This is a genomic window from Flagellimonas olearia, assembly GCF_004150225.1.
GTDB lineage: Bacteria > Bacteroidota > Bacteroidia > Flavobacteriales > Flavobacteriaceae > Flagellimonas > Flagellimonas olearia.
This window is the reverse complement of sequence record NZ_ML142910.1, coordinates 95,258-114,311: the sequence shown is the minus strand read 5'-3', so window position 1 is coordinate 114,311 and position 19,054 is coordinate 95,258. Positions and strand designations below refer to the sequence as shown.

At 44.5% G+C, this 19,054-nt stretch carries 14 protein-coding genes; 4 read left to right on the top strand and 10 right to left on the bottom strand.

The features are described from left to right. Positions 1-10 precede the first annotated feature (10 nt). The 3 genes from DN53_RS11095 to uvrA form a co-directional block, all read right to left on the bottom strand. Complete coding sequence (locus DN53_RS11095; protein ID WP_129654354.1) at positions 11-952, bottom strand: PorP/SprF family type IX secretion system membrane protein; 942 nt, start codon at positions 950-952, stop codon at positions 11-13. A 47-nt stretch (positions 953-999) separates the two neighbouring features. Next, a complete protein-coding gene (locus DN53_RS11090) occupies positions 1,000-5,433 on the bottom strand; it encodes a T9SS type B sorting domain-containing protein (protein WP_165357390.1) in 4,434 nt (1,477 codons plus the stop codon). A gap of 304 nt (positions 5,434-5,737) precedes the next feature. After that, a complete protein-coding gene (gene uvrA / locus DN53_RS11085) occupies positions 5,738-8,515 on the bottom strand; it encodes an excinuclease ABC subunit UvrA (RefSeq protein WP_129654352.1) in 2,778 nt (925 codons plus the stop codon). Positions 8,516-8,766: 251 nt separating this feature from the next. Here uvrA and DN53_RS11080 point away from each other — a divergent pair, with 251 nt between their 5' ends. Further along, complete coding sequence (locus DN53_RS11080; RefSeq protein ID WP_116218873.1) at positions 8,767-9,348, top strand: RNA polymerase sigma factor; 582 nt, start codon at positions 8,767-8,769, stop codon at positions 9,346-9,348. A 249-nt stretch (positions 9,349-9,597) separates the two neighbouring features. Here the strand turns inward: DN53_RS11080 and DN53_RS11075 are convergent, their stop codons facing one another. Next, complete coding sequence (locus DN53_RS11075) at positions 9,598-10,260, bottom strand: endonuclease III domain-containing protein (RefSeq protein WP_129654351.1); 663 nt, start codon at positions 10,258-10,260, stop codon at positions 9,598-9,600. Positions 10,261-10,315: 55 nt separating this feature from the next. Between DN53_RS11075 and bcp the strand changes: the two genes are divergently transcribed. Further along, positions 10,316-10,774, top strand: coding sequence for a thioredoxin-dependent thiol peroxidase (bcp, locus tag DN53_RS11070; RefSeq protein WP_129654350.1), 459 nt, complete (start codon positions 10,316-10,318; stop codon positions 10,772-10,774). 169 nt (positions 10,775-10,943) lie between these two features. Here bcp and DN53_RS11065 read toward each other — a convergent pair whose 3' ends face one another. After that, positions 10,944-12,428 carry a TonB-dependent receptor gene (locus DN53_RS11065; RefSeq protein WP_129654349.1) on the bottom strand — a complete coding sequence of 495 codons (1,485 nt, stop codon included), beginning with the start codon at positions 12,426-12,428 and terminating at the stop codon, positions 10,944-10,946. Between the two features lie 88 nt (positions 12,429-12,516). Here DN53_RS11065 and DN53_RS11060 point away from each other — a divergent pair, with 88 nt between their 5' ends. Continuing rightward, on the top strand, positions 12,517-13,281 hold the full coding sequence (locus DN53_RS11060; RefSeq protein WP_129654525.1) for an MBL fold metallo-hydrolase: 765 nt from the start codon (positions 12,517-12,519) through the stop codon (positions 13,279-13,281). A gap of 3 nt (positions 13,282-13,284) precedes the next feature. Next, entirely contained in the window at positions 13,285-13,779 is a 495-nt protein-coding gene (locus tag DN53_RS11055; protein WP_129654348.1) for a hydrolase, read from the top strand. Here the strand turns inward: DN53_RS11055 and DN53_RS11050 are convergent. The 5 genes from DN53_RS11050 to DN53_RS11030 form a co-directional block, all read right to left on the bottom strand. Next, positions 13,776-14,435 (bottom strand): alpha/beta hydrolase, encoded by a 660-nt coding sequence (locus DN53_RS11050; RefSeq protein ID WP_129654347.1) that lies wholly within the window; start codon positions 14,433-14,435, stop codon positions 13,776-13,778. The two genes, DN53_RS11055 and DN53_RS11050, sit on opposite strands and share 4 nt — an antisense overlap. 9 nt (positions 14,436-14,444) lie before the next feature. Further along, the gene (locus DN53_RS11045; protein WP_129654346.1) at positions 14,445-14,768 is read right to left on the bottom strand and encodes a magnetosome magnetite crystal formation protein family; all 324 of its coding nucleotides are present in this window, start codon (positions 14,766-14,768) and stop codon (positions 14,445-14,447) included. A 4-nt stretch (positions 14,769-14,772) separates the two neighbouring features. Beyond that, positions 14,773-16,026, bottom strand: a complete 1,254-nt coding sequence (locus tag DN53_RS11040; RefSeq protein WP_129654345.1) for a dihydroorotase — start codon at positions 16,024-16,026, stop codon at positions 14,773-14,775. Next, positions 16,023-17,945 carry a BatA domain-containing protein gene (locus tag DN53_RS11035; protein ID WP_242502121.1) on the bottom strand — a complete coding sequence of 641 codons (1,923 nt, stop codon included), beginning with the start codon at positions 17,943-17,945 and terminating at the stop codon, positions 16,023-16,025. The genes DN53_RS11040 and DN53_RS11035 overlap by 4 nt, the downstream gene beginning before the upstream one ends. A gap of 101 nt (positions 17,946-18,046) precedes the next feature. Then, positions 18,047-19,054: a glycosyltransferase family 2 protein gene (locus DN53_RS11030; protein WP_129654343.1), complete on the bottom strand. Its 1,008-nt coding sequence runs from the start codon at positions 19,052-19,054 to the stop codon at positions 18,047-18,049.

Here is a 19,054-nt window from a genome sequence, read left to right as displayed (position 1 = left end):
AAGGCGAATTTTAAAAGAATCTAGGTGTAAGGACTTTGTCTGTTTTATGGAATAGGTCAAATCGGAGCAGTGCTTCATAGGAACCACTATTGTAATCTTTGATCGAGGTTGAGTCATAATCATAGGCCACTCCCAAGAACATGGATGGGGAAATCTGAAACCCTGCCATGGCACTTATGGAGGAATTCCACCGGTAAGACGCTCCCAAAGCAACCTTTTCATTGATCAAAAAATTGGCGGACATGTCCCATTGCAGTGGTGAGCCACTCACAAACTTTACCATGGTCGCGGGTTTGAACTTTAGGTTGGGGGAGAGGTCAAACACATAGCCCGTGATAAAAAAATAGTGCAATCGCTCTATGGCTATACTTTCCAAGTCCGCATCGTTCAATGAACCCTCATCAAAATGCGTTGAGTTCATGAAATTAGGTACAGAGAACCCGGCATAGAATTTTTGGGTATGGTAATAGATTCCGGCCCCGACTTGGGGTTGCAGTTTATTGTCCACTGTATTTTGAAAAAAGGGATCATTGGGGTCATAGATGTTCAACTTGGTGTAATCCACATCCAAAAGGTCTATCCCCGCCTTAAGTCCGAAGGATAGTTTGCTGATATTATGCCGGGCCAACTGGATGGAATACGAATAGTCCACAATGACATTGGACTCCGTGGCCGGACCAATTTGATCATAAATGATGGAGAGCCCAAGCCCCATATTCTTTGAAACACCAATGGGCGAGTTGAGCGTAAAGGTACCTGTTTGGGGAGCACCTTCCAGGCTCAACCACTGGGTACGGCCCAAAACCCCAATGCTCATCACCTCTCTGGAACCGGCGTAGGCGGGGTTTACAATCTGGGTGTTGTACATATATTGGGTGTATTGGGGGTCTTGTTGACCTTGAGCGTTGTATAGCGCCAATAGAAATAATAGTGCAATTAAAAATCCTTTCATATTGGGTATTCTGAATGTTGACGTCATTATATAATGGCTTGGTTGCATTAATCCCGGTTGATATAGAGGTACCCAGAATAAGCGGCCTCACCCGGATTCTCGGTTTCAAATTCCAGAATGTAGAAGTAAGTGCCACTAGGCAGGCTTCGGTCTTTCATGATTGTGGCCTGACCTTCGGATACACCTGTGAACACTTCATTTCCTATGCCGTAGCCATCGGCTTCGTAGACCAAGGCCCCCCATCTGTTGAAAATTCTAAGGGTATTATTGGGATAGGCCTCAATACCATCAATCCTAAAGAAGTCGTTGATACCATCCCCATTGGGCGTGATTCCGGTGTAGATTTCAAAATTGGGGTCGGTTCCCTCGCTAGGACAGGCATCACTGGGTACCATGGTTACAGTTTGATCGTTTTCATCAAGGCTGTTGTCATCGGATTGGTCAATGACCTGAGCTTCAAACCCTACGGGTTGCGAAGTAACCATGGCTTGGTTGGTCACCGAACCGTTGTCTATATCCTGTTGGGTAAGGGGGTGTGAAGTTCTAAATGTCCAACTTTCGCCTATGGACAATATGCCATCATTGCCATCGTCCGTTCCAGGGACCGGGCCTGCAATATAGCCTCCCAGTTTTTCATCTTCCAAAAGCAATTCCTCAAGGTCTACCTCTCCGGTATTGGTCACGGTGAACGTATAGGTAATGGAATCCATACAACCATCCCCTTTGGCATCTGCCAAATCACCTTTTTTGATCAGTCCTATTCCTGCGGAGCCGTTGGTACAGGCATTCGCTGGGACATCCGTAATGGTGGGGCCATCGGATAAGGGGTCGCTGGGGTGCGAAGTATCCTGAACGCCAATGGCCGTATTGATTAACTCTGCGGTTACTTGGGCCGTATTTTGGACAAAGGTGTTGTTGATATCGGTATCAAGGATGGCATACAAGGCTTGGTAGGTCCAACTTTCACCTATGGACAAGATACCATCATTGCCCTCATCTTCGCCCGGCAGGGGTTCATTCAAGGTTACACCAAGGACATTGTCCGTGATTTCAACCGTGTCCAAATCCACCTCACCGTTATTGATCACCACAAACGTGTACAGAATACTCTCAAAGCACCCATCTTGGTTCACATCGGCGAGAGCACCCATCTTGGTCAAGCCCAGACTGGCCGAACCTGTGGTACAGGCATTATTGGGCACGGTGGTACTGGTGATGTCATTTTCCAACAGGCTATCGTCATCGGAGTCATCCGTTATTTTTATATCCAGTCCTAGGGGTTCGGCGGAAACCGTAGCTTGATTTTCTTTAGATCCGGCATCGATATCTTCTTGGACCAATTCATATAGGAATTCATAGGTCCAGGTCTCGTTGGGGGAAAGCACGCCGTCCTCATTCTCATCGGTTCCGGGTACGGGACCGGGAATTGCTCCACCCAAGGCGTCATCCATAAGCTCTACGGTATCCAAGCCAACGTCTCCGTTGTTGGTCACGGTAAAGGTGTACAGGATGCTTTCAGGGCAGTTGTCTTGGTTCACGTCCTGAATTATTCCTGTTTTGATAAGGCCAATGCTGGCATTGCCATCCGTACAGGCATCTGCGGGGATTTCTATTTGGGTGGGGTCGTCTTCCGTATTGGAGTTGTCATCCGAAGTATCTACGGCCTGTGCCGTGGCACAGAGATTGGACAGGGTCACGGTAGCGGTGTTCTCCACAAAACCGTTATCGATATCCGTTTGGACAATGTTGTAAACGGCTTGGTAAGTCCAGATTTCGCCTACGGAAAGGATACCGTCTCCGCCATCATCACTTTCTGGGGTAGGACCGGGCACCTCGCCGTTCAGCATATCATCATTTAATACGGCTTCATGCAGGTCTGCATCCCCGGTATTTTCCAAGGTAAAGGTATAGGCCACACTTTCTGGGCAACCATCGTTGTTGATGTCCAACAGTTCGGCTTGTTTTATGAGACCCACGGCCGGGTTCTGGCAACCGCTCAGATCCACTTCGGTGACATCGTCCTCATCGGGGCTATCATCATCCGAAAGGTCTTGCACGGGTAGATTTACAAAGCCCAGTACATTGGCTGTCACTTGCGCTTGGTTGTGGAAACAGCCAAAGTTAATATCGTCAGGGCTTATGGGTTGGGTGGCGGTATAGGTCCATGTCTCATCAGGATCTAGTAAGGTATCGTTGTTTAAATCCCCCACAGGACCATTGATGACCAAGGGCAGGTCCAAATCCGTGACGACCACATTTTCAAATACTTCACCGGTATTACTTTCATTGGTTACCGTAAAAGTGTAGTCTATGGCCGAACAATCTGCATTGACCATGCCTGTTTTGATCAAAGCGATTCGGGGTTCACAATCGGCAAGCAAAGTGACAGTGGGTCTATCCTCGGTGGTGTTTTCAAAATCCGAGGTGTCCTCCACTGTAATTTCTGGAAAGCCCACCATGGTGGCCGTAACTAAAGCTGAGTTATTTACTTCCCCAGCAATACGATCTTCCGTGGTCAACTGATATTCCACGGGATCATAGATCCAGATTTCACCGGGATCGAGTTGTCCAGGGTTAATATCATCTCCAGAATTCGGTAGAGCTGGAACTACAATAGGCAAATTTAAATCAGTAATGACTACATTGTTCACCGCTAGCCCATCTGCACCTAGATTGGTTACACTAAAAGTATAATCAATATACGCACATCCACCTTCTCCACCTTGGCCATCTTTGGCAACTCCGGTTTTAAGCAAGGCTATTCTTGGTACGCAATTGGAAATATCTGTAACCGTGGGGCGGTCTTCATCCACATTTTCAAAATCGGACCAATCTTCTACAGTAAGGCCCAATAAAGGATCTTCTCCCGAAACATGTGCTGTATTTTCTACCTTTTTTGCTGCAAGATCTTCTGGGGTAATGGCATAGAATCCAGTATATTCCCATGTTTCACCAGCTTGCAGAATGTTATCACCATTGTCTCCCGAAGTATAACCAATATTCCCCACCAAATCATCCGTCAGGGTTATGTTATGCAATGGATTGCCATTTTCGCCTTCATTGGTCACCAAAAATGTATATCGTATTCTAAAACAGCCACCATCATTGCCCATATCGTCTTGGGCAATACCCGTTTTAACAATGGCAATGTCTGGAGCACAGGCAGACAGGTCGGTAACAGTTTCCCGGTCTTGGTTAGGGTCACTGGGGTCGGAGGCATCTACGGATATAAGAGGAGGGATAATATCTTTGGTTTCTGCCTTTACATAAGCTTGGTTGAGTACTTCCCCGTCTATGATGTTATCTGCAGTTACATTGTACACCTTGAAGTAAGTCCAAGTCTCCCCTGGCTCTAGCACGTCATTGGTTGTAATACTTTCAATAGGGGCATCTAGGAAAACCCCACCAAAAGCTGGGTCTTCAACAGTGATGTTGATATAACTATGGGGAACATTATTTAAATGTATTAGTGTAAACGTATAAGTAATGTTATTACAGGAATCATTGTCTTCCGCAGTTTTAATAAGGGCAACAGCTCCTTTTTCACATTCAAGAACTATGTCCGTGGTGGCATCATCAAAAAAATCACTGGGATGGGATAGGTCACTGACCGTGGCTAAGGGATTACCATCCACTGTTGCGGTAATATCTACCTGTTCAGCCAGCGTATTGGGGTAATAATCATTTTGGTCCAAGGGTCGGGTGGCGGTGTATTCCCAAGATTCACCGGAATCAAAAAGCGTATTGTTGTTTGCATCCCCAGTAACGAATGTAAAGTTCAAGTTTGGGTTTAAACTAGCAATCTGTACATTGGTCAAGGCTTGGGCTACTGCACTTAAGTTTCTGACTACCAATTGATATTCAACGGTCTCACAGCCTGGGGCATTGCCAAACCAGTCTTTGGTCTCAACAGAGAGTACCGCACCTATGCTCCGGCAGCGCGAAATATCGGTAAGGGTGGGGTCATTACTGCCCGGTAAAGCCAAATCATCCGAGAGAAAATCTGTGCCGCCAGCGGTAATCGTAGCTTGGTTTTGGATTTGGTCCAAGTTTAAATCTATTGTGCTAATGGCCCGGGTCGCGGTGTATTCCCAAGAATCCCCGGGGTCAAAAGATGCAGGCGTGGCATCCCCGGTCTTATCCGAAGGCACCATGTTAACTATGAAAAGAGGGTCATTGCTATCTCCAATGGTGATTTGGTTCTCGGAGAAAGATTCACCTGCTGTACTCGCATTTCTAATGGTTATGGTATAATCTATCGCACTGCAATCCGAGTTAACGATTCCCGCCATAAAGACCAATAGATTGGTTACATAAAGATTCTCTGCCTTGGCACTCAGGTTAGGTGTAGTGGTGGAAAGAGTTCCTTTGGGTTCCATAGCACCTCGGCCGAGATGAAAAAAGCTTAGTCCAAAAAAGGCCAGCAACAGCCCAACAAGACTTTTTCTATACGGTATTAGATTGCGTTTTAGGGAGTACATAGTTTTTGAGTTTGTAGGTTTTGGGGGTTGAGAAGCCTCCATCTGAAGGGAAGTGCCCCAGATGTTTTCGTTTCCAATAGGTGTAACATAAGGTTGTTGATCATGGATAGATCATTTTGTCCGCTTTTAACCTACTATATTAAGGTGTGGGGGTATTTTTACAGGGTGTAAATTGATGGATGCCCCTTACGAATTGACGAAATGGGGTTTTGGGTTGATGGGAAAAATCAACCTATATGAAAAAGAGGGGTGCCATGACCTAGGCTTTTACCAAAGGATCATGCAATAGGGAAACGTAAATGGATCAGAGCTTTTCACGCAAATAGACCGCAGTATGGGAGGCTTGGTTTTGGACGACTTCCTCGGGTGTGCCTTCGGCCACCAGATGCCCCCCGTTTTCCCCGCCTTCGGGACCAAGGTCTATCAGGTAGTCGGCACATTTGATGAGTTCAATATTGTGTTCGATCACAATCACGGAATGCCCCTTGGCAATGAGTTCGTCAAAGGACTTCAAGAGTTTTTTAATGTCATGGAAATGCAATCCCGTGGTAGGTTCATCAAAGATGAACAAGGCTTTCTCCTTGGTGTTTCCCTTGACCAAAAAGGAGGCGAGTTTTATCCGCTGTGCCTCACCCCCGGATAGGGTGGAGGAGGACTGCCCCAAGGTCACGTAGCCCAACCCCACATCTTGTAGGGGCTGCAACTTGGTCACAATTTTGTCCTGCTGGTGGGCCTTGAAGTGTGCCACGGCATCATCAATGGTGAGATTAAGGATGTCGTCAATGTTCTTCCCTTCAAACTGTACTTCCAAGATCTCCTTTTTAAAGCGTTTGCCGTCGCAGGCATCACATTCCAGATGGACATCGGCCATAAACTGCATTTCCACCGTGATCTCGCCTTCACCCTTGCATTTTTCGCAGCGGCCTCCGTCCACATTAAAGGAGAAATGCTTGGCTTGGTAACCCCGAAGCTTGCTCAGTTTTTGTGATGCAAAGAGGTTTCGGATATCGTCGTACGCCTTGATATAGGTGACCGGATTGGAACGGGACGAACGCCCAATGGGGTTTTGGTCCACAAATTCCACATGTTTGATATGGGCATATTTGCCTTCCATGGAAGTAAACTGGCCCGCTTTTTCGCCATACCCCCCCACTTCCTTTAATATAGAAGGATAGAGTATTTTTTTGACCAAGGTACTTTTGCCACTTCCTGAAACTCCCGTGACCACTGTCAACATATTTAAAGGAAAGGTGACATCTATATTTTTAAGGTTGTTCTCCCGAGCCCCCTTGATTTGGATATAGCTTTTGGAATTGCGACGCTCTTTGGGTACTTCAATGGCCTTGGTGCCATTCAGGTAGTCCGCTGTGAGGGAATGGGCCTTGAGAATGGCCTCCAAACTTCCAGTGGCCACCACCTCTCCACCCAAGGTACCTGCCTCGGGACCTATGTCGATGACCTCGTCCGCGGCTTTCATGATGTCCTCGTCGTGTTCCACCACAATCACGGTATTGCCCAAATCCCGAAGGGATAACAACACCTCTATCAGGTTTTCGGTGTCCTTGGGGTGCAGACCAATGCTGGGCTCGTCCAAAATATACATGGAACCCACCAAGCTACTACCCAACGAAGTGGCCAGGTTGATGCGCTGACTTTCCCCGCCCGAGAGGGTATTCGATTTTCGGTTGAGGGTGAGGTAGCTCAATCCCACCTTGTGCAAAAAGTCCAAACGGGTGGTGATTTCCTTGAGCAACCGATTGGCAATGGTCCTGTCGTGCTCCGAAAGTTGTAGTTCCTCAAAGAAGGGGATCAACCGTTTGATGGGAAGTTCAATGATATCCGAAATGGATTTCCCGGCAATCTGCACATAATTGGCCTCGGCCCTGAGTCGTTTTCCTTTACAGACAGAACATTTTGTCTTCCCCCGGTAACGGGAGAGCATGACCCTGTTCTGGATTTTATAGCTTTTCTCCTCAAGCTGTTCAAAGAATTGGTTGAGGCCCGTGAAATGCTTGTTGCCCTCCCACACCATTTGTTTTTGGGCTTCGGATAGTTCAAACCAGGGTTTATGGATGGGAAAGTCAAATTTGTAGGCCGAGTTGACCAATTGGTCACGGTACCAACCCATACTTTCGCCCCGCCATGGAAAAATGGCATTTTCATACACCGAAAGTGCGGTGTTGGGGATGACCAAGTCTTCATCGATACCAATGACATCGCCATACCCTTCGCATTTGGGGCAGGCTCCGTAGGGATTGTTAAAACTAAAGAGGTGTACATTGGGTTCCAAAAACTTTAGTCCATCCAGTTCAAACTGGTTGCTGAATATTTTGGCCTCCCCATTTTCCAAATTTTCAATGGCACATTGTCCCTTCCCTTCAAAGAAGGCATTGTCCACCGCATTGGCCAAACGGTTGTAAAAATCCTCATCATCCTTTATAATGATACGGTCCACCACCAAATCAAAGGTGCGCCCGATATCTTCGGGTACTTGATCTATTCGGATGACCTTGCCGTTGTGTTTTATCCTTGCGTAGCCTTGCTTGGAAAAAAGTTCCAGAGATTTTACGGGGTCGCGGTCTTCCTTAATGGTCACTGGGGCCAATAACAATAGTTTGGCACCTTCCTGCAATGACTTTATATAGTTGATGACATCTGTTACCGTATGCTTTTGCACCTCTTTTCCAGAAATGGGGGATATGGTCTTCCCGATACGGGCATACAATAGTTTTAGGTAATCGTAGATTTCGGTAGTGGTGCCCACCGTAGATCTTGGGTTGGTGGAGTTCACTTTTTGCTCAATGGCGATGGCAGGGGCTATACCTTTTATATAGTCTACTTTGGGTTTGTCCAGTTTCCCCAAAAACTGTCGGGCATAGGAAGAAAGGCTTTCCACATAACGGCGTTGCCCCTCGGCATAGAGGGTATCAAAGGCCAAGCTGGACTTTCCCGAACCGGACAATCCCGTGATTACCACCAGCTTATTTCGGGGGATGACCACATCGATATTCTTGAGATTGTGCAGTTTGGCACCTTTAATGATAATATTCTGCTTGGGATCTACGTTTATAGGGGTTGCCATCTGTTAAAATTAGATCCCCAAAGATACGATACCCCCCACTTAATACGTATATTGTATCAGTTAACATATAAAAACGGGCAAATCACAACATAGATTTTTAGGTCACCTACCTAATTTTCTATATTTGGGATGTAATTAAAAATCTGATAGGCCTATACAGCGATAATTACTTTTTTACAATAAACTAAATACCTAAAGGCTTTCCTTGGAAAAGGGAGACCCTAGATGTTAACCAAAAAAAAGTAATTTGTATGGAACTACAGATTAATGACTCGATCTTAGTAAAGAGCTATATTGCCGGTGACGAAAAGGCCCTTGAGACCTTGATCAACAGGCACAACCAAAGAATCTCCAGTTTTATTTACTCCAAAGTTTTGGATAGGGATGTTGCAGAGGACATCTTCCAAGACACTTTTATCAAGGTGATCAAGACCTTGAAAAGGGGTAAATACAGTGAAGAAGGCAAGTTTTTGCCTTGGGTAATGCGAATTGCCCACAACCTGATCATTGACCATTTCCGTAAGAACAAACGGATGCCCAAGTTTGAGGGAAGTGATGACTTCAACATCTTTTCCGTGATCAAGGATGAGAAGCTCAATGCAGAGAAACAACTCATCAAAGATCAAATAGACAGTGATCTTACCCTTTTGATCGAGGAATTGCCCGAAGATCAAAAAGAAGTGTTGATCATGCGTATCTATAAGGATATGAGTTTTAAGGAAATCTCCGAAAACACTGGGGTGAGCATCAACACAGCCTTGGGAAGAATGCGATATGCCTTGATAAATCTTCGAAAAATCGTAGATCGTAAGAATATCGTTTTAACGAATTAATCGGGCATTACATCGAAGCCTGCAATATTTCCATTCTAGCGGCGTTATCTATTTGAAACATTAATGCTAGAATATGGAAAACATTTACTCTGAAGAACAAAAAGCCGTTACATCGGTAAGAGCTAGCCAAAAGACTATCGATTTTTTGCTTAGCTATTCCAAATCGATTCATGTAGTTGATTGTAAAAAACATGCATTTGAAGTTACCTTGAACTAAGTACTTCAAAAGAGAATTAAAAAGAGCCGCGATCAGCGGCTCTTTTTTGTTTTATAATAGTCGTCAAGAACCGTTTTTCTGCCAATGGTCTTGGTAATGATGTCTTTTTCCAGATTCCAGCCTCTTGCCGGTGAATATTCCCTTCCGTACCAGATAACCTGTAGATGCAAACGGTTCCATATTTCCTTTGGAAACAGGCGTTTGGCATCCCTTTCGGTCTGGACCACATTTTTTCCGTTACTGAAGCCCCAACGGAACATCAGCCTGTGAATGTGTGTATCCACAGGGAAAGCGGGTATCCCAAAAGCCTGGGAAACCACTACACTGGCGGTTTTATGCCCCACACTGGGCAACTCTTCCAAAAGTTCAATATTTCTGGGTACCTCACCGTTGTATTTTTCAATCAGGATTTGGGACAGCCCATGGATTCCCTTGGATTTCATGGGAGAAAGCCCCACGGGTTTTATGATCTCCCGTATCTCGTCCACGGAAAGTTTTACCATATCAAAGGGATTATCGGCTCGTTCAAAAAGCAGTGGAGTAATCTGGTTGACCCGTACATCCGTGCTTTGGGCCGATAACAATACCGCAATCAACAGCGTATAAGGGTCTTTATGGTCCAGAGGAATGGGAATGGTAGGGTAGAGCTCATCCAAGGTTTGGATAGTGAAATCAACTTTTTCCTGTTTAGTCATTTTTGTTTAATTTTGAAATATAAATATTAAACAATAAAATTAAGACCATTCGCATATGAACATGTTAAAAGTAGGGGATAAAGTACCTGAATTTTCTTCAAAAGACCAAGATGGAAACACAATTAATCTGAGCGACTACAAAGGCAAAAAGCTGGTGGTCTTCTTCTACCCGAAGGCCAGTACGCCAGGTTGCACCATGGAAGCCTGCAATTTACGGGACAATTACAAGGTCTTGACCGATGAAGGTTATGAACTCTTGGGCGTAAGTGCCGATACCGAGCGCAAGCAGGCCAATTTTAGGAATAAGTACAAATTTCCGTTTCCCTTATTGGCCGATGTGGATCATACCGTGATCAATACCTTTGGCGTATGGGGACCCAAAAAATTCATGGGGCGGACTTTTGATGGTATCCATAGAACCACTTTTGTCATTGACGAGCAAGGTGTCGTGGAAAAGGTCATTGAGAAAGTGAAGACTAAGGACCATGCGGCGCAATTGCTGGATGAAGGATAGATTTGTCGGGTTCAAATATCGGATGTCAGACTTCTGATAAAAGACAAAAGGTGCAGGAACCAAGAAGAATTCCAAAAATATAAAATACCAACAATCCAAATTCTACCTCATAGCTCAACTTTTGAATATTCTGGAGGGAGAGTGAATCGGTGTTTGTTATAGCAGGGAATTATGCTTTTTCCTTTTCTTTTTTCTGTTCCGGAGATTCTCCTTCGCTAAGTTCCTTTTGGGAGAACAGGTGTTTTTCCTTGATGATTTCAGCAATTCCTTCCGGAAGCTCATCTTCCCAACCTGGTTCTCCGTTCATGATTTTCTTCAAAACATCCCTGGAGAAAATGTGCATTACATCAGGATCATAGTCAATAATGTCCATTACCTTACCGTTGTACTTGAAGAACTTGTAGAGTTCCTTCATCCGCGGATGCACCTTGACATTGTTGCTGGTCATGATCTGTCCGGTTTCTGGATCTTTCATGGGGTAGAGGTACACTTTCAAATCCTTGAAGAACAATTTTCCAAAGGCCTCCAAGATACCACCACTTAAGTGGCGATAGTATTTTTCATCAAAAACGTCCACCAAATTGTTCACACCCATGGTAAGACCAATTCGGGCCTTGGTGTAGTTGTTGAAATACTCCACCAACTTGTAATATTCCTGGAATTTGGAAATGAGAACCGTATGGCCCAACGAGCACAACAGTTCTGCACGGTCCATGAAATCTTGTTCGTCAATTTCCCCAGCAGCCTTTAGATTGGACAGGGTTATCTCAAAGACCACAATAGTGTTGTCCATGTCAACCGTCTGTTCCCGGATAAAAATATCGTAAGACTTCTGGAACATGTCCATATTCACCTTGGTCACAGGTCTAAAACTTCCCCGTAAGGCCAAGATGTTCTTTTTATAGAGGGCAGCTGCAGGCAACAGGTTGTTGCCATCAGGACCAAACATCACGGCATCCGTCATGTCGTTCTTGATCAACTGCAAGCTCATCAATCGGTTATCGACTTCTTTGAAATTGGGACCTGTAAAATTGACCATGTCAATTTCAACGGTGTCCTTGTCGATATGATCGTAAAGATATTTTAGAAGTTTTTTGGGCTTGTTGAACTTAAAATACGCCCCATAAATAAGATTTACCCCCAAAATTCCTAGGGTTTCCTGCTGCAAACGGGCTTCATTCTGCTTAAAGCGAATGTGCAGGACAATCTCATCGTATTCTTTTTGATCGGGATCCAATTGAAATCGGATACCAACCCAACCATGGCCTTTGTAGCGTTTGGAAAAATCAATGGTCGCCACGGTATTGGCATAGGTAAAGAACAAATAATTGGGGTTGTTATCCCTACTGATACGCTCCTCAACCAGCTTCATCTCATGGTCCAACATCTTTTTCAAGCGGGACTGGGTCACATACCGTCCGTCTTCCTCAATCCCGTAGATGGCATCACTGAAGGATTTGTCGTAGGCACTCATGGCCTTTGCAATGGTCCCTGACGCACCACCGGCCCTAAAAAAATGTCTTGCGGTTTCTTGCCCCGCACCAATTTCGGCAAAGGTTCCGTAGATGTTGGGGTTAAGATTTATGCGCAGCGTTTTTGCCTTTATCGAAGGGATGTTTTCAAAAGCATCTTCTTTGCTGAGTACAGTAGGCATATCCGGTATTTTATTGACCACAAAGTTACACTCTTCATTCAATCTATTAAATAAATAAGTTATAATTTTGATTTTAATGGACGACGTGATGACCATCACCTTTTTGGGCACCGGAACCTCACAGGGAATACCTGTCATTGGCAGTAACCACCCCGTGTGCCTAAGCCAGGACCCCAAGGACAAGCGATTGCGGGTATCGGTCTTGGTTTCTTGGAGGGATTACCATTATGTAATAGACTGTGGCCCCGATTTTAGGCAGCAAATGTTGACCAACCCCATAGATCGTTTGGATGGTATTTTTTTTACCCACGAACATGCCGACCATACCGCAGGAATCGATGATATCCGTCCTTTTTTCTTCCGGCAAGGCGATATTCCCATTTATGCCCATGAGCGTGTCATAGCTTCTTTGAAAAGACGTTTCGACTACATTTTTGCCGATGAAGACCGATATCCCGGTGCTCCCGCGGTTCAAGTAATCCAAGTATACAAGGACACCCCCATTCAATTGGAAGACATGGACGTCATCCCCATAGAAGCGTACCATAACCGACTGCAGGTTTTTGGTTACCGTTTTAAAGATTTTGTATACCTGACTGATGTAAAACGGGTGGATGCCCATGAAATGGCCAAGATGAAAGGCGTTAAGGTTTTGGTGGTCAATGCCTTGCGGGAAGAGCCCCATCATTCCCATTTCAACTTGGAGGAAGCCTTGGCCTTTGCCGAAGAAGTAGGAGCGGAAAAAACCTATTTGACCCATATTAGCCATATGTTGGGATTTCATGCGGAAGTGGAAAAAAAACTTCCCAAGAACGTACATTTGGCCTACGATAATTTGAAATTGAAGATTTAATCCATGAAGAACAAGCTTTTTTTATATCTATTTGTATTTGCAGCCCTTTTGGCCCTGTATCAATTTGTGAGTGCCAATAACCTACAAAAAGCCATGACTGCCGATGTGAATGAGTTGCAAGCCAAGGTGGAGCAGCTTGAGGATTCCATTCAAAAAACCCAGCTGAAGTTATTGGACATGCAGTACTTTTCCTTGGAAAACAATGATGATGCCTTGGCCTATTATGATCATCTCAACCTGGAACACCCTGCCCGCTACATCGAGGACAAGCTTTTGGAGACCAATGAAAAATCCGGCGACAATCCACTGATTCCTTATGCAGGGATGGAAAGTGATTTTAAAATCAATAAAATCAAGGTATTGAATCATAAATGGATCTTGGCCGATTTCTCGGATGGGAAATACTGGGGAGATCTCATCATCAAGTATGAACTTAAGGACGACCTGAGCGTAGACTTTACCCTATTGGATCATTTGTTGTACACCCGTAGCAATTAAAGGTGCTCCACCAACCACTTCCGGAAGGAATAAAAGTTTTGTTGTGAAACCCCATGCCCAATGGGGAACTCTTCGTAGGTAATGTCTATGGAAAGTTCCTTTAAAAAATCCGGGGTCCTTTGGGCCCATTCCAAGGGGATTACCTGATCTACCTGACCGTGGGAAGCATAGATGTGTAGATGGTTAAAGTCGTTGTTGACATACCCCTGCTTTATTATTTTTTCATCGATATAACCGCTTAGAGCGACTACATTTTTCACTTTCTCAGGATAGGATAAGGCCACGGCATAGCTCAGGATACTCCCTTGACTAAATCCCAAAAGAGTAATGTTTTTTGGGTCGATATCATAGGCTTCAATGGCCTCATCGATGAACGCAACGATTTTTTCACGGGATTCCGAAGCTTGTTCCACATCATTCCATTTGCCATGGGTCGCATCAAAATTGATGGCATACCAGGCATATCCAAAAGGATCTAAGTGGTAGGGTGCCCTTACTGAAATCACCAAAGGTTCCTCGGGGAGTTCAGAAGCAAAGGAAAAGAGATCTTCTTCATTGCTGCCATACCCATGAAACATAAAAATAGCGGGCTTTTTACCAGATTCAACAGATGATGGGCGTATAAGATATTCCAGGGACAATGGGGTGGGGGACATGGTATTGTTTTAGGAAATAAAGGTAAACCATTTTTGAAAATGCTCCCCAAGAATAGGCAGGGGATTGCTCTTTCCGGATGAGGCTTGGGTGATTCCGTATATGAGTCCTACAATATATAATCCATAAAGCGGGAGGGTCAGAAAAACAATCTGGCTGAAGGAAAGCACGATGGCCATGGCGTGGAACACCAAATGCATACCAAAGGCCTGTCTAATATGAAAGCGCGCAAACGTATTTCGGGGTTCCATGTTCCTACTCATGGCAATCAAAAAACCCACCAAGGTGATGTAGGCTATTACTGCAGTGGTCTTACCGGATTTGGTTTCGTTCAAAATATCAGATTAAAATATGACTGTTGTTGATGATACCGTATACCTTACCCTTCAAAGGTGCTCCCAAGAACATACTGTTTTTGGAAGTGGACAGAATGTCTCCCATCCCAAAGGTGTATTCCGTTTCTGGGTCGAACAAGGTAAGGCAAGCTTTTTGGCCTTCTTCCAAGGAAGGGGATTGTATACCAAATCGCTCATGGCCTTTGGTCAATAACGCCACAGTTTCCTCCACACCAAATAAGGGGTTCAGGGCCCCAAAAGCCGATTCCAGACCCAGGGTTCCATCGGCGGCATTGTCAAATTCCACCCGTTTTTCCTCAACATCCATGGGAATGTGGTCCGTAGTGATATAATCAATCGTCCCATCCTTGAGTCCTTTGATCAACGCTTTGATTTCTTTTTGTGTCCTCAGGGGAGGGGATACCTTGTAGTTGGTATCAAAATCTTGTAAACTTTCATCCGTGAAAACTAGATTATGAACCGCAACACTGCAGGTTACATCCAGTCCTTTTTTCTTGGCATTGGCAATCAATTTTACCGATTCTGCTGTGGAAATCGTTGGGATATGTAGTTTTCCGCCGGTATATTCCAAGATAAAGAGGTCACGGGCAATCTGAAGTTCTTCGGCCAAAGCCGGAATGCCCTTCAGTCCCAAGGTAGTGGAAACTACTCCTTCATGGGCCACACCTATCCCTTTAATGGAACCTTCTTGTGGAAAGGAAAAGACCAATCCACCAAAATTCTGGGCGTATTGCAGCGCTATTTTCAGTAGATTGGGGTTACTGATCTGTTGTTTAAAATCGTAGTAGGCCACGGCTCCGGCATTTTTCATGTCGAACAGTTCGGCCAAATCGTTTCCTTCCGAGTTCTTGGTCAAAGTTCCCAAGGGATATAGGCTGGTAGCTTTTCCTTGTCCACGTTCCTTCAAAAAGACCACATCCGAACTGGTGTCCGGTACGGGGCTGGTGCTGGAATACAGTACAATATCGGTAAAACCGCTTTTGCCGGCCACATGAAGCCCGTGGGAAATGGTTTCCCTTTCCTCATGGCCAGGCTCCCCAAAACTTACCCCGGTATCCAACCACCCCAAGGAGACATGAAGATTTTTCAGGTCAACCAATTTGGTATTGGACGGTGGATCAATGGATGCGGCAATCTTTTCGATGATGCCTTTTTTTATAAGGATGTCGCGTTTTTTCAAGTGCAGTTCCCTGTTCTCGGGGCACACTATTTTTGTGGACTTCAGCAGAATGTTCATGGGATTATTTTTTGGATGATTACCTCTACCAGTGCCAAAAGCAACGCTAAAATAACAAACCATTTCCAATAAGCGGCAATGTTGTTTTCAGCTTCCAAATAGGTAAAAAGTGAGTCAATGGATTCTTGGGTATCGGTCTGGTTCAAACTTTCCACATCCATATAGGCCAATTGGCTCTCGGATCTTGGATAATTAAAGCTTATGTTCGTTAAGGCCTGCCCATTTTGGGTGATGGTGTAAATGCCATCGGTGGTAGGGTTCTGTTCAAAAACAAGTCTCACTTTATTGGGGAGACTCTGTTGTAGTGGAATAAAGGTCTCATCCCCTTTGGATACGCTTAAAATGGCATCATTGGTCAATTGGGTGGATATGTCAACCGATTCCACTTGGCCCAAAGTATGTTGAATCTGGGGTAGTTTCAAGCTGGAGGTGGCCATGTTGTAAAACGTGGGAACAATCAATGGGGAAGCCGTAAAATTTGTGTTTTCCGGTTCCAAGGATGCGGTGAAGCAATACCATCCATCACTTCCCAATAAAAATGGTTCATTGTTATCCAAAGACAGTATCCGTGGTAAATTGGAACGGATTCTGAAATACTGCTCTACCTTCGGATACTGGAAATTGGCCACTTCCTTTTCAAACACGTTTTTGTATAAAGGATGGCCAAATGAAATAGCGGTGATGTTCACACTATTATCTACTTTTTCAAGAAATTGGATATTGGAAAGCTGGGAAAACAGGCTATTGTATGAAGTGAGATCACTATTTTCTGAAGGCGCCACTACCAATGTACCCCCATCCTCTTTAAAAGAGGCAAGCACATTTTGCAAACTATTGGGAATGGTGTTCAAATTATCAAGAATAACCATATTTTGTCCTTCGACGGTACTATAGTCCAATTGGTCCAGAGTTACCTTGGTCAGGTCAAAATCTTCTTCGGGAAATAAGCGTTCCAAATAATCACCAGTGCCAGCACTTATGGCCAACACCTTTATTTTTTCCTTGGTGTTGATATTGAAATAGAACTGGTTGTCGTAGCCCAAACCATTGTCTGTGATGATGATCCGCCCATTGATCTCTTGTCCACTGGGAATAGAGAACATCACTTCAGATGTATGGGCAGTGTTGAACTTGGCGGCAGTTTTTGCAATCAGGGACGAGCCATTATAGAGCGAAATGGGCAAGTTTTGCCCATCGGAACCGCCACTCAAGAGAATATGGAGTCGGGTCTGATCTGAAAAATCATCCTCAAGGTATATGGAATCTATGGAAACATTGGTGCGGTCCTGTGGTCTGATCGGTACGTAATAGGAATGGACGGTGGAATCCGATGGGATTTGTCCAGCCGCCATACGTTGCTGAAAATCGGAGATGACGATCAAATTTTTTATGGTGGCGTTGGAGTTGGAAAACAAGGTATTGGCCTTCAACTGGATATCTTCAAGGTTCAATTGCCTATCCGTATAAGGAAGTGACAATAGCTGGTTTTGAATATCCTTTACAGAAACATCCCTAAAAGTGTTTTCATTGGTGAACAAACTAAAAACAGTCTCTGCATCCATGTTTTTGATAAGATCTTGAATGGCCTTTTCCATCAGCGAAAGACCATTGTTCTTGGCCTGCATACTAAAGGAATTGTCCAAATAGACCACAGTTTCCTTTTGCTGTAATGCCGTAACTGTGGAAGAAAAGGGTTGGGCAAAGGCTATGATCAAGGCGGCCAATAAGAATAAACGGGTTATAAGCAACAACCATTTTTTTAGGGTATTGCTCTTTCGCGATTCAGAGACCACCTTTTGTAGCATGGCCACATTGGTAAAGGGTGTTTTTCTAAACCGTCTTAACTGAAATAAATGGATTAGAATGGGAATACTGAGGAGAAAAAGGGCCCAAAGGATTTCTGGATGTTTAAACTGCATTCCCAACTTTGATTGGACAAATATAGGGATTAAAATAGTGCAGCCCCATAAATTTCAATGTTAAGGGAGTGGTAAATGTGATTGAAGGTTAGGGGAGTTGCTTAACAAAAGAAATAATAATCCTCCATGGGGTTTAGGCCCATATTGGAAAAATATGCTGTGATTTCCCGTTGTGCTTCCTCGTTGGCTACGGTAACAATACTTTGGGGTTGTTCCAACGCTTTAAGCATCTTAAAATGGACCAATACTTTCCCATAGATTTTTTTTCCGATTTTTTTTGGGTTATCGCACAACCATGTAAAGTCAATATGCCGTTCCAAAAGGGTTTTGGCAATGGTTTTTCCCTTGAATCCGGCACCCCATATGACCAATGGGCGGTTGGACTGATAATCCAATTTTAGAAAATAATGGAGTTTGATGTCCAAAAAATAGTTTTGGGCATAGTGCTCATGGGTACGGGAAGTCCTGGTATCATAATCGCGCCATAAATGGAGTACTTCATGGCAAGGAATGATTTTCAAATCGTTTTCATAAAAACGAAAAGTAAGGTCATAATCCTCTGGATATCGGAGAGGGCGAAATGCACCGCTGGTCTCAAAATCTTCCCGATAGGTCATCCAACAGGGAGAGGGAATGACACATTCCTTATAGATTTCACTGTAATTGGAACCCGTGGACGTCAATTGGTTCAGCCAAGCTTCATAGCGTTCATAGCCATTGCTGATACCACGTTCAGAGAAATAACGGACCTGCCCAACGGCCACATAACCTTTTCCCGATTCCAAAAGAGATTGCACCATGACCTCCAAACGATGGGGTTTCATAATATCATCCGAATCCATTCGGGTTACAAAATCGCCAGTACTTTGGGCATAGGCGGTCTGCAAAGCCGGAATGATGCCTTTTCCTGAATTGTTGAATACTTTTACCCTGGAGTCTTTTTGTCCATAGGAATTCAAAAGTTCAAGGCTATCGTCACTGGAATGGTCGTTTACGGCAAGGATTTCCCAATGGGGATAGGTCTGTGCCCGTATGCTATCCAGACATTCAGGAAGAAAATGTGCGGTATCCTTAAAGGGTATCACAATGCTTACCTTGGGATTTTGCAT